Source organism: Chitinophagales bacterium, from assembly GCA_041392475.1.
GTDB lineage: Bacteria > Bacteroidota > Bacteroidia > Chitinophagales > UBA2359 > JAUHXA01.
On record JAWKLZ010000003.1, the window covers coordinates 407952 to 421123 of the forward strand.

The 13172-nt window shown below is 39.9% G+C and carries 11 protein-coding genes; 7 read left to right on the forward strand and 4 right to left on the reverse strand.

Going from position 1 to position 13172, the window contains the following annotated elements:
- Nucleotide 1: 1 nt before the first annotated feature.
- Together R3E32_24610 and R3E32_24615 are read right to left on the reverse strand one after the other, a co-directional pair.
- Nucleotides 2–241: a DUF2281 domain-containing protein gene (locus R3E32_24610; protein ID MEZ4887933.1), complete on the reverse strand. Its 240-nt coding sequence runs from the start codon at nt 239–241 to the stop codon at nt 2–4.
- 304 nt (nt 242–545) lie between these two features.
- On the reverse strand, nt 546–2714 hold the full coding sequence (locus tag R3E32_24615) for a 3-hydroxyacyl-CoA dehydrogenase NAD-binding domain-containing protein (GenBank protein MEZ4887934.1): 2169 nt from the start codon (nt 2712–2714) through the stop codon (nt 546–548).
- A gap of 143 nt (nt 2715–2857) precedes the next feature.
- On the opposite strand from R3E32_24615, the gene R3E32_24620 reads away from it, so the two are divergent.
- Nucleotides 2858–3211, forward strand: coding sequence for a four helix bundle protein (locus R3E32_24620; protein MEZ4887935.1), 354 nt, complete (start codon nt 2858–2860; stop codon nt 3209–3211).
- A 275-nt stretch (nt 3212–3486) separates the two neighbouring features.
- Here the strand turns inward: R3E32_24620 and R3E32_24625 are convergent, their stop codons facing one another.
- A complete protein-coding gene (locus R3E32_24625; GenBank protein ID MEZ4887936.1) occupies nt 3487–4689 on the reverse strand; it encodes an acetyl-CoA C-acetyltransferase in 1203 nt (400 codons plus the stop codon).
- Nucleotides 4690–4955: 266 nt separating this feature from the next.
- Here R3E32_24625 and R3E32_24630 point away from each other — a divergent pair, with 266 nt between their 5' ends.
- The 6 genes from R3E32_24630 to R3E32_24655 all read left to right on the forward strand — a co-directional run bounded on the left by R3E32_24630 (nt 4956) and on the right by R3E32_24655 (nt 12191).
- Complete coding sequence (locus R3E32_24630) at nt 4956–6065, forward strand: DUF4856 domain-containing protein (GenBank protein ID MEZ4887937.1); 1110 nt, start codon at nt 4956–4958, stop codon at nt 6063–6065.
- An 80-nt stretch (nt 6066–6145) separates the two neighbouring features.
- Nucleotides 6146–7240 (forward strand): imelysin family protein, encoded by a 1095-nt coding sequence (locus tag R3E32_24635; GenBank protein ID MEZ4887938.1) that lies wholly within the window; start codon nt 6146–6148, stop codon nt 7238–7240.
- A gap of 102 nt (nt 7241–7342) precedes the next feature.
- Entirely contained in the window at nt 7343–8836 is a 1494-nt protein-coding gene (locus R3E32_24640) for an HTTM domain-containing protein (protein MEZ4887939.1), read from the forward strand.
- A 74-nt stretch (nt 8837–8910) separates the two neighbouring features.
- Nucleotides 8911–9315 carry a hypothetical protein gene (locus R3E32_24645; GenBank protein MEZ4887940.1) on the forward strand — a complete coding sequence of 135 codons (405 nt, stop codon included), beginning with the start codon at nt 8911–8913 and terminating at the stop codon, nt 9313–9315.
- Complete coding sequence (locus tag R3E32_24650) at nt 9308–9748, forward strand: HNH endonuclease (GenBank protein ID MEZ4887941.1); 441 nt, start codon at nt 9308–9310, stop codon at nt 9746–9748. Before R3E32_24645 ends, R3E32_24650 begins: the two co-directional genes overlap by 8 nt.
- 22 nt (nt 9749–9770) lie before the next feature.
- Nucleotides 9771–12191, forward strand: a complete 2421-nt coding sequence (locus R3E32_24655) for a TonB-dependent receptor (protein MEZ4887942.1) — start codon at nt 9771–9773, stop codon at nt 12189–12191.
- Nucleotides 12192–12239: 48 nt separating this feature from the next.
- Here the strand turns inward: R3E32_24655 and R3E32_24660 are convergent, their stop codons facing one another.
- Nucleotides 12240–12632, reverse strand: coding sequence for a hypothetical protein (locus R3E32_24660; protein ID MEZ4887943.1), 393 nt, complete (start codon nt 12630–12632; stop codon nt 12240–12242).
- Nucleotides 12633–13172 lie beyond the last annotated feature (540 nt).

Here is a 13172-nt window from a genome sequence, read left to right on the forward strand (position 1 = left end):
ATCACATATAATCTTTGAAGTCGTCAATCGGCTCATTGAAGTCCTCTGCCATGTATTGAATCATATCTTTAGCTGCCCCAAACTTCAAAGGAATAGGCGTTGATACTTCTTTCGTTTTTAGAGAAATAGATACATTTTGAAGTGCTTTTTTAATCAATCCGTCAATTTGTTGGATAATGGATTCATCTTCCACATACACCAATTGGCTGATGAGTTCTAATTTTTTTGCTTGTAGGTTCATTGTCGTTTGATTTTACTTTTCAAACGTTTTGGGGTTTGGATTGGTTCAAAGGGAGTTCTGTTTCAAGTGTTACGTTGGTAGCGAACATTCGCCGACACTTGAAAAGTTCGGCGACATGTGAAGCGAACACAAAAAAGCCCCAAAACTTCCAAATAAGAAATCTTGGGGCTTCATCACCGCTCAAACGTTTGCGAAAACCTCCCCCTAACCCCCTCCAAAGGGGGAATTTGGGTGTCGCCAAGTTTTTGCTGATATGAGAAAGGTTCGCAAACACCCGAAGGGTTTGGCGACACCTGACGAATATTTACGCATCCACAGCCTCTTGCATCTTATGAAAATCGTGAATTGAAGCACCCGCTTCCGCCATCGCTCTCAAGCCATCAGGAACAGCAAAACGAGCACCAAAACGCTCCGCAAAATCATCACATTCCGCTATAAAAGTTTTCATGCCCACATAATCAATGTACGACAAAGCACCGCCTGTATAAATCGGGAAACCCCAACCCAATACAGAACCAATGTCACCATCTTTCACACTTCTCAGCACACCCTCTTCCAAACAACGGTACGCCTCCAAAGCCTGACGGTGCAAAATGCGTTTGCCAACCGTTTCGGCATCCAACGTATCGACATTGGAGTGGAACAATTCCGCCAATTTGGGCCACAAATGTTTTTGGCGATTCGGTAGGTAATCGTAAAAACCTTTACCGCCTTTTTTGCCCACACGACCATACTCATGCACCAACATTTTTTGCAATTCGTACATTTCTTGTAGCTCTTTGTTTTCTTTCAATCGAGGATCAGATTCCATGACATGCAAGCCCAAAGTCAAGCTCACCTCATCCGAAACTGCCAAAGGGCCAACAGGCATTCCTTTGCTTTTTGCTACGTTTTCAATCATTGCAGCAGGCACACCTTCTTTCAGCAAATAAACGCCTTCGGAAGTGAATGTACCAAAACAGCGAGAAGTGTAAAAACCTCGGCTATCGTTCACCACGATGGGTACTTTGTTGATTTGTGTCACATAATCAACCGCTTGTGCAATCGTTTTGTCAGAAGTCTTTTTGCCCACGATGATTTCCACCAAAGGCATTTTATCGACAGGCGAAAAGAAGTGAATACCGATGAAGTTTTCGGGTCTTTCGGAAGCTTTCGCCAAAAGGGTAATCGGAATCGTTGAAGTATTCGACGCATAGACCTTGTCTGTTGCCAAAACCGCTTCGGTTTCTTTGGTCACTCTTGCCTTCAATTCCACATTTTCAAACACCGCTTCAATAATCAAATCGCTACCCTCTACTGCATTTGGGTCGTCCGTAGCATGGATTCTATCCAAAATACCTTGCATTTTTTCGGGAGTCGTATAGCCTTTCGCCAACTGCTTTTGCAGTAAATCGGTAGAATAACTTTTACCTTTTTCCGCTCCTTCCATCGTCACATCCTTCAAGACCACTTCCATACCTGCTTTTGCAGAAACATAAGCAATACCAGCACCCATCATACCAGCACCTAAAATACCGAGTTTGCCCACTTTTTGGAAGTCATAACCCTTTGGTTTTGCCTTGCCTTTTTTGGCTTCGCTGATAGCAAAAAAGCCTGTGCGAATCATGTTTTTAGATTCTTTGGTCTGCAATACTTTGGTGAAATAACGGGCTTCAATCTCCAATGCACGGTCAATTGTGACCTGCAATCCATCGTGAACTACACTCAAAATGTATTGAGCCGCAGGATAGTTACCATGTGTGATTTTGCGAACATTTCCGATGCTTCCCATCATAGTCATCACTCCACTCGGAGTCATTAGACCGCCGCCAGGAATACGGATACTCTTTGCATCCCACGGCTGAACAGGTTTTGGATTCGCCTTGATCCAAGCCTTTGCAGCAGGAATCAAATCCTCTTGCGTAGCCACCAATTCACCAATCAATCCATCTTTCAAGGCTTGTTCTGGTCGTGCTTCTGTTCCCTGCAATAAATAGGTCAAACCCGTTTGAATACCCATCAAATAAGGAGCCTTTGCAGTTCCGCCACCACCAGGCAACAAACCTACTTTCACCTCTGGAAAACCCAACTTGATGCTGGAATCGTTTACACAAATTCGATGATGACAGGTCAAAGCCAATTCCATTCCGCCACCCAATGCAATGCCATTGATGGCTGCAACGAAAGGCTTTCCACCTGTTTCGACTTCCCGCATTTTTTGGTGCAAGGTCATCATGCCTTTGAAAAACTCACTTGCATCTTCAATGGGTTTGCCCAAAAATCGCAAGTCACCTCCTGCCATGAACATTCTTCTGCCTGAAGTGACAATCACTCCACTAACTGTTTCATCTGCAATGGCTTTCATTGCGGCTTCGTGATAGGCTTCAATCATTTCTGCATTGAAGAGATTGGCAGGATGTTCTACCATATTGACGGTAATGATTCCGATTCCGTCGTTGCCTACTTCGTAGGTTAAGATGTTGTTTTTTATCATTTTTTTTGAAGTAAGAAGTAGGACGTAAGAAGTAGGATGATTCCTTTGATTATTACGTCAACTTCAATTTTATAATATTTTTTTAGATCTGAAAGGAAATATAACTTTGTTTCTTTCCTTCAATCATAAAATTTAATTTAAAAATGAACCACAATTTTAAGAATCTGGATATTTGGAAATTATCAAGAGAACTGGTTAAAGAGATTTACCTTACTACTAAAAATTTTCCAAGTGATGAAAAATTTGGCTTAATATCCCAAATTCGTCGTTGTGTTGTATCCATTCCCTCCAATATTGCTGAAGGTTGTGGAAGAGATACAGATAAGCAGTTCGTTTATTTTTTAGACATTGCAATAGGTTCTAGTTGTGAGTTGGAAAGTCATTTGTATTTAGCTTTTGACCTATCATATATTCAGCAAAGTGATTTGGATTATTACACTAATAAAATCAATCAAATAAGAAGAATGACTATGAGTTTTCAAAAGAAATACAAATAACATCTTTTAGACTTTGGACGAAAGAAGTAGGAAGTAAGAGGTGAGCAGTAAAAAACAAGATATGAAAAGCCCATATCCTATATCTTTTGGACTTTGGACGAAAGACATAAGTAGAAAGACAAAAGAAGTAAATGTTTGGTTATGAGTAAATTACATTTTTAATGCAATTTCACTTAATTCCTTTGCTGTCAATGATTTAAAACTTTTTGTCTTATGTCTTTAATCTTTCGTCCAAAGTCTAAATATCTTACCTCCTACCTCTTGCTTCCAAAAAACTAAACCCGCTCAATAATCGTCGCAATTCCCATTCCACCACCAATACAAAGGGTAATCAAGCCTGTCGTTTTGTTTTGTCGTTCCAATTCATCCAACAACGTTCCCATCAACATACAGCCCGTAGCTCCAAGCGGATGCCCCAAAGCAATTGCACCACCATTCACATTCACCTTGTCAAAACCAATGCCCATATCCTGCATAAAACGCAAAGGCACAACAGCAAAAGCTTCGTTTACTTCATACAAGTCAATGTCGTTTTTGTCCATACCCGCTTGCTTCAATGCCTTGCGGCTTGCAGGAGCAGGACCGACCAACATCATTGTAGGGTCTGTACCATAAACGGCTGCCGCAACGACTCTTGCACGAGGCTTCAAGCCCATTTTTTCGCCAGCTGCCTTGCTACCAATCAAGGCAATTGCAGCACCGTCCACAATTGCAGAAGAATTACCAGCGTGGTGAACATGGTTGATTTCTTCAATTTCGGGGTAGCGGTCAATCGCAACTGAATCAAAACCAGCCATTTTGCCCATCATCGCAAAAGAAGGCTGCAATGATCCCAAACTTTCGACAGTCGTTCCAGGGCGGATGTTTTCATCGGTAGATAAGACGGTAATGCCATTGATGTCTTTGATGTTTACCCTTGAAGTGAAAAGTCCTTTTGCTTCCGCTTCGGCTGCACGTTTTTGAGATTCTGCTGCAAATTCGTCCGTATCTCTACGGCTGAAACCATATTTGCTCGCAATCAAATCGGCAGAAATGCCTTGAGGAATCGCATGACCTGGCAAGGCAACAGCAGGGTCGAGCATCAAAGCACCACCATCAGAACCCATTTTCACACGGGACATACTTTCTACACCCCCTGCAATCAACAATTCCGAAAAACCAGAACGGATGTAAGCTGCCGCTTGATTGACCGCTTCCAAACCCGAACCACAAAAACGGTTCAAAGTCACGCCACAAAGATGATCGCCATAACCAGACTGTTGAGCAGCAGTTTTGGCGATGTTTGCGCCTTGATCCATTACCTGCGTCACACAGCCCAAAATCACGTCTTCGACCAAATTGGTATCCAAGTCGTGTTTTTTTCTCAATTCCTTGAGCAGAGTTTCTGTCAAATAGGTAGGAGTGATTCCATTTAAGGCTCCTTTTTTATTGCCTTTGCCCCGAACGGTGCGTAAGGCATCATAAATATATGCTTCCATTTCGTTGAAAATGTTTGTTTAAGAATGTTGTTTTCAAATTTAGTACAAAAATACTAATTTTCTTGATAAAAAATAAAAAAGACAAGCATCAGTTTTTTTCATTCATTCCCATTGCAGCACTACCTAAAATTAAGTAGCTTTTCTACCAAAATTCGGTAATCAAATTACCCAAAAACAGTATTGTAGGCGAAATATTTTAGCTCTACTTTTGCAGCAATAGTTCTTATTTAGAATTAGTCTAATTAAAATTAAATACCTTTGCAAAAATGATACAGTTAAAATCTTATTTAAAATTTCTTTTATTGGCTTTTGTGATTTTTTCAATTGGTTGTGATAAAGACGATGACGATACGCCAACTTATGAAATCCCAACAACTTACAGCTTCAAAAATGTCAATTACAGTGGTCAAACACAACGATTGGCGATGATGAATGAATTGAAAAGTTATATGACCACTTCACGTTCAGATGGTGCTGTTTTAGATGCCAATCGCCTGAAAGCCATGTACGCCAATGATGCGGCAAATGCTCAATTTACAAATACTTACGATACATCAAAACAATTGAAAGACAAAACTTTTGAAAATGCACGAACGGATTTTGATACACTTTTGGAGGCCTTGGCTTTGGCGAGCGAATCCACCGTTGAAGGAAGTGAAGGCACATCTGGAATTATTCAAAGTTTAGACGGAACAAGAAGTTATTTGATTGGCGATAGCGGATTAGACCATGCTCAGTTGATTGAAAAAGGCTTGATGGGGGCATGTTTTTACTATCAATCCACCGCCGTTTATATGGGGGAAGACAAAATGAACGTGGACAATGAAACCGTTACAGATGGAGAGGGAACAACAATGGAACATCACTGGGATGAGGCTTTTGGCTACCTTGGAGTGCCAATTGATTTCCCCACGAATACAGATGGAATCGTATTTTGGGGTAGTTACTCCAACCAGCGAAACGATGTTTTGGGTTCTAACCAAAAACTGATGGATGTCCTATTGAAAGGTCGAGCAGCTATTTCAAATGGTGATTTGGATACCCGTGATGAAGCGATTGAAGAAGCTCGTGAAATTTGGGAACTGATTGGAGTAGGTTCGGCTTTGCATTATTTGAATAGCGGAATTGCCAACTTTGACGACATGGCTTTGCGAGCACATGCTCTTTCAGAAGGTATCGGATTTCTTTATGGACTGCAATTTAATCCTGATAAAAGAGTAACAAATCAAGAAGTCAATGATTTACTGACCGTAATTGCAGGTAGTTCTGATTTCGCTTCTATGAACCTCTACAATACAACGGTTGAAAAATTGCAGCAAGCAAAAGACGAATTGGCAGCCGCTTATGGATTGGAGGCACAAAAAGATGAACTCTAAAACGATAGACGGTGAACGGTCGCTTTGCTAGACGGCTGACTGACGCTTCGGTTTTTAACAAAAAATACAATTTTCTCATAATGAAAAAAATACTGATACTAACTATCTTTATCTTCTCCTTCAATGCCTGCAAAGACGACACAGGCGGCGGAACTACAAATTGTGGAGGTGATTTCGACCAAAAAGCCATGTTCCAAAATATAACCGACAACCTCATTTTGCCTGCCTACACCGATTTGAAGGCAAAAGTGGACGATATGGCATCCAAAACAGAAACCTTCACTTCAACTTATGATTTGGCAACATTAGAAAGTCTAAGAAGCTCTTACATTGCAGCTTACACAAGTTGGCAAAAAGCGGCTCAATACAATTTTGGACCTGCCGAAGAAGTGTTTTTGAGAAGTAGTGTCAACAATTTTCCATTGGATGTCACCATGATTGAAGCCAATATTCAAAATCGTGTGTATGATTTCGACCAACCCGATAATTATGACAAGGGTTTTCCTGCAATGGATTATCTTCTGTATGGCATTGCAGAAGACGACAATGCTATATTGTTCAAATATTTAAGCGACAATTCTGCCAATCACGAAGAATATTTGCAGGCAGTTGTTGCAGACATTCAAGAACGGGTAAATTATACCTTCAATGCTTGGGTAAACGGCTACGACGAAACCTTTATCAACAATACAGGGACTGCCGCAGGAACTTCCTTGAGTTTGATTATTAACCAACTCAATGCAAATTACGAATTGATTAAACGTGAAAAATTGGGCGTTCCTTCGGGTGTTTTGACATTGGGTTTTCCGAATCCCGATAGGGTAGAGGCATTTTACAGTGGCCAATCTTTAGGTTTGTTAAAAGTCGCATTGGAGGCAAGCCGAAATTTGTATTTGGGTGGAAGTGGCTTGGGTTTGGATGATTATTTGGTCAATGCCAATGCCGAAAAAAATGGACAACCCTTAAACGATATTATCAAAAGTCAATTCGTTGCTGCTCTCAATAGCTTCGATGCTTTGACCTCTCCACTTTCAGCCCAAATCGAAACTGATGCAACACTTGTTGAAACTGCCTACAATGAAGTGACCAAACAGGTGGTGAATATCAAAACGGATTTGCCTTCGGTCTTGTGTGTTTCAATCACTTATATAGATAACCCAAGTGATTCGGATTAAGTTATATTGTTGAATGGCTATACTGTTTTATTGTTGCTCACTGAGCGCAAAACAATTCAACAATATAGCCATATAACAATTCAGCCATACAGCAATATGACCATGCAGCCATATATCCATAAACAAACCCCCATCTCCCCCCTAATCACTTTTCGCATCTTATTTGGCGCATTGATGATGTGGGGAGGATTGCGTTTTGTGTGGAATGGTTGGATTGAAAAACTGTATCTCGAACCTCGATTTTTCTTCAAATTTTACGGCTTCGAGTGGGTGCAGCCTTTGGGCAAAACAGGAATGTATTTGCTTTTTGGAGTGGTGATTGTGAGTTCTTTCTGCATTGCATTGGGGCTTTTTTACCGAATTGCAGCTATTGTCTTCTTTTTGAGTTTCACCTACATCGAACTCATTGATGCGACCAACTATCTGAATCACTACTATTTGGTTTGCCTCTTCGCTTTCCTACTCATTTTTCTACCCGCCAACCGTGCTTTTTCATTGGATGTCTGGCGAAAACCACAATTGAAATTAAAAACCGTTCCTGCTTGGTGCATCAATATTCTCATCCTTCAATTAACCATTGTTTATACCTGTGCTGGAATTGCCAAACTCAATTCGGATTGGCTTTTTCGTGCCATGCCTTTGGCGGTTTGGTTGCCCGAACATACAGATTTACCTGTATTGGGTTACTTTTTTCAGTTCAAAGAAACGGCGTATGTATTCAGTTGGATAGGAGCATTATATGATTTGACGATTGCCTATTTTTTGATGTTTTCTTCAACAAGGGTTTTAGCTTATGTGGTGGTGATTGTTTTTCATGGCCTGACTTATCTATTATTCAACATTGGACTGTTTCCTTTGATTATGGTATTCAGTACATTGGTGTTTTTTCCATCAGATTTTCATAATAGGCTTCTCGGATTACTTGGATTTGAACGCAGAGGCGCAGAGGCACAGAGGAATTTTAAACGGAGAGATGGAGAGGTGGAGAGTTTTTTTGGGGATGAACAAGGAGACAAGGAGGTACAGAGGAAAATTAGTGGAAAACTTGCCAACAATTGCAAATTTTGGCAACGTTTGGAACGATATAAACGGTGGACGGCGAACGGTGGACGACAAACGAACCCAAACACAATTATCAACCCAAACACCCAAATACAATTTTTATTAACCATCTACATCCTAATCCAACTTCTCCTCCCTTTCCGCCACTATTTATACAATGGAAACGTGTTGTGGACAGAAGAAGGCTATCGTTTTTCGTGGCGGGTAATGTTGGTAGAAAAAGTTGGGCAAGTGCGTTTTTTTGTGGAGGATGAAGAAACGCAGCGCAAAACGGAAATTATCAATGGCAGACACCTAACTTTGTTCCAAGAAAAACAAATGAGCGTTCAGCCCGATTTCATCCTTCAATTTGCCCATTTTTTGGCGGAAGAGTACAAAACTCGCCATGGGATGAAAAATCCTGTGGTGACAGTAGATGCTCATGTAGCTTTGAATGGACGGACAAGTCAGCAATTCATTGACCCAAATGTGAATTTGGCAGCGATTGAAGAAGGTTTTGAAAAGAAAAATTGGATTTTGCCGTTTGATAGATAATGGAAAGGTCATACTTCAACTGTTTTCTACAACCTATTCAAACATTTGTATATTTTTCAAAAAAAAATAAAATCATGTTAAAAATACCTATTCATACTGAAATTGACGCTCAATCACTTCTAAAAGGAGTTGAAGGTATGCAGTTGAATGATTTAGAGAATTTTGCAAGGGAGATAAATGCCATGCTTGCAAGAAAAAAAATAAAAGATAAAGACTATCAAATAGCTAAACTACTTCGACTTCACAATGAAACCGTTTTAGACAGTGCAAAAAAGAAGAGGTTTTTTGTGTTATTAGACAAACTGCAATCGGAAACAATATCCGATAAAGAACACAAAGAGTATCTGGATTTGGCAGAAGAAGAAGAAAATTTGAGAGTTAAACGTGTTAAATATTTAATCGAACTCTCTCAATTACGTAATATACCACTTTCCGTTTTAATGACGGAATTGGGTTTAACACCAGTAGGTCATGCGTAGAAAATCAGTACCTATAAAAACCAAACAATTGGTTAGAGAAAGAGCCAGAGGATATTGTGAATATTGTTTGGCTTCTTCAAGTTTTGCTACCGACTTTTTTTCTATTGAGCATATTATTCCAGATAGTTTGGGTGGAAGTTCACACCCTAATAACCTTGCACTCTCTTGTAGTCGCTGCAATGGTCATAAGTACAACAAAATAAATGGTTTTGACTCGCTAACCAACCAAGAAGTAAGATTATTTAATCCTCGAAAAGATGATTGGCAAACTCATTTTCAGTGGAGTGAAAATGAAACAATTATGCTTGGTGTCACCCCAATCGGTCGAGCAACAATAGATTTATTAGAAATCAATAGAGAAAATAATATAAATCTACGCTCTCTTTTAAGACTGGTAGGTTTACATCCACCCGAAGAATATCCGTCTAAATAGCCTGCCAATAGAAAATAGAATCATGTCTAAGCATTTATCCATATTACTCCTCCTTTATAGCCTCTCACTTCAAGCTGCAAAAATCACAGGCACAGTCACAGATGCTCAAACTCAGTTAAATTTGGCACAAGTCAGTGTATTTTTGGAGGAAACAGGTGAGTTGCAAGAAACCAATAAAAAGGGAGAATACCACTTTGAAGAAGTGAAAAATGGTACTTACACCTTGACCTTTTTCTTGCGAGGTTATACTTCCATCAAAGAACAAATAACAATTGAAAATCACAAAGATGTAGTGATGGATATTTCAATGGAAAAGCTTCAATTGGAATTAGATGCTGTAGATGTGGCGGCAGAACCTGATGCATCTTACACCATTCACCGACTCCGCAATGTTGAAGGTTTGGCGATTTATGCAGCCAAAAAAAGTGAGGTAATCGAGTTGAGTAATTTGGTGGGAAATTTGGCGACCAACAATGCAAGACAAGTGTATAAAGGCATTGCGGGACTGAATATTTGGGAGAACGATGGTGCAGGACTGCAATTGAGCATTGGCGCAAGAGGCCTCGACCCAAATCGCACTTCCAACTTCAATACCCGACAAAATGGCTATGATATTAGTGCAGATGCTTTGGGCTATCCCGAAAGCTATTACACCCCTCCGACACAGGCATTGCAGCGAATCGAAATCGTGCGGGGTGCAGCTTCCCTTCAATATGGCCCTCAATTTGGAGGTTTGTTAAACTTTGTTTTCAAAGAAGGAAATTCAGAAAAACCTTTTGAGTTCGTGACCGAAAATACCATCGGTTCTTTTGGTTTGTTGAGTACCTTCAATAGCATTGGCGGCAGCACTGCAAAAACCAATTACTACGCTTTTTTTCAAAGAAAACAAGGCAACGGATGGCGACCCAATTCCGACTTTCACCAAAATACGGCTTATGTAAGTTTGAGCCATGAATTTTCTTCAAAGCTAAAAGTTGGGCTACAATACACCTACATGGACTATTTGGCGCAGCAAGCAGGCGGACTGCAAGATTTTGAATTTGAGCAAGATGCACGTCAATCCAAACGAGCCAGAAACTGGTTTCAGGTCAATTGGAATTTGGCAGCTTTGACCTTGGATTACCGCCTATCCGAAAAAACCAAAATCAACAGCCGTACTTTTTACCTCAATGCCCGCAGGGAAGCACTCGGTGAATTGGGCGCAATCAACCGCCCCGACCCTTTGCGAGAACGGGATTTGATACGAGGTGAATATGAAAACTTTGGCAACGAAACCCGACTGATTCACCGCTATCAATTGGGCAATCAATACAGCACTTTTTTGGTGGGTGGACGCTACTATCAAGGCTTTAGCCAAAGCAAACAGGGAGATGCAAGCGATGGCAGCGATGCCGATTTTCGCTTTTTGAATCCAGATGATTTGGAACGTTCTGAGTATGAATTTCCGAGCCGCAATGCTTCACTTTTTGTAGAAAACTTATTCAACCTCAAAGGCGGTTGGAGCATTACGCCTGGCGCAAGATTGGAGTATATTCGCACTGCTTCGGATGGATTCTTCAAAGAGCGTGTTTTTTCGGGCGGACAGGTGATTTTTGAACAAAAATTTGAAGACTCCAAAGAAAATAGTCGAAAATTTGCCTTGCTTGGTTTGGGCGTGGGTTACAAAATTTCGGACGGTATTGAAGCGTATGGAAACTTCTCACAAAACTATAGGTCTATCAATTTCAGCGACTTGGCTGTGGTCAATCCCAATTTGGTGGTGGACAGTTTGTTGAAGGACGAAAAGGGCTACAATGCAGACTTGGGCATACGTGGACAAGCATTGAAGGGCGCAGTTCAGTTTGACGCAAGTGTGTTTTTGTTGCGCTACCAAAACCGAATTGGTGTGGGTGAAATCGTTGTTCCCGACCCTGCTGTTGTCGAAAAATCGGTGGCTTTTCGCACCAATATTGGCGATGCTCGGATTGTGGGTTTAGAGGCTTACATTGAAGCGGACGTATTGAAGCTAATGGACAAAGGTTCTGAAAAATTTGGTGTTTCGATTTTTACCAATTTTAGCGCATTGAAGGGAGAATACCTATCTGGTCAGTCGGCTTTTGTGGGCAACGATGTGGAGTTGATTCCGCCTTTCAGCTTCAAATCGGGCGTGAATTTGAAGTGGCAAAATTTGAAGTTGGCGTATCAATTTGCTTATACCCAACAGCATTTCAGCGATGCAACGAATGCCGAATTTGTGGTGGATGCTACTCGTGGCTTGATTCCTTCTTACAGTGTGCAAGACATTTCTTTGAGTTATACTTATCGCCGCTACAAACTGCAATCGGGCATCAACAATTTAACAGATGCTCGATATTTTACCCGTCGTGCGGCTGCTTATCCTGGACCAGGGATTATTCCTTCGGATGGAAGGAGTTTTTATTTGGGGTTGGGGGTGAGGTTGTAGGAGTTATGCCAGTTTTTTTGAACTATTGACACAACTTTTATTCAAAATCTAATTCCATCTTTTTATTTTACTCGAAAAGAAATTAAGAAGCAATGGCATAAGCATAAATAAATATACAAATCCATTTTCTTGTAATGAAATAGATTGTTTATTGTTTGACTCATTATCTACCTTTTCTATGACATCTTCTAAAAAGTCCTTTTCAGAGAATTTTCCTGTGTTATGAGAATACCAAATACACTTGACTTTCCTTGGAAAGTCATCTACTTCCTTCAATAAATTATTCACAACCATTGTAGGCGGTATAAAAGAAGCATCTATTATAGTTTCTTTCCCAGAAGGTTTAAAGGTATTACGAGTAATTTTGGGATTCGTTTGTTCATAGAACTTAGTCTTTAATACCACTACATCACCCACCTTAAATTTGCGTTTTTCATTCATATAAAATAATTTTGAGCAAATGTAACAAATATCAGAAATAAATCCCTATTTTTACATACATTTAACGCTATATCATAATGGTCAAGTTTCTTCTACTACATTTATAGCTTTGTCAGAACAATAGTGTAATACTTGCAAATTGTTGTAATTGTCTGATTGCCTATTACCTTACTGTTTCTACACTCATTATTAACAGGCAAATTAACAAATTGATATTGGGGAGGTAGATACAGGTTACATATTTCTTATGTAGATGTGTTTGTTACATCGGACTAACAGGCAAATGCCACTAATGATACTATTGTAATTGTTCATTTTGAATAATTTATTTAGGTTAAAGATAATTAATATTTGTCAAACAACCAAATGATTATGAAACAAATTTCAATTTGAAGTTTCATTAATGTTATAAGATTAATAACACTTCGATTTGTCGAAAAGTAGGGTTCATATATTTGGACGATGTTCTTTTATGTACGCTTAAGTAGTATGAAGATATTCTACGGTAAACTTTTGTGGTATGGCGTTATTTTAAATTCA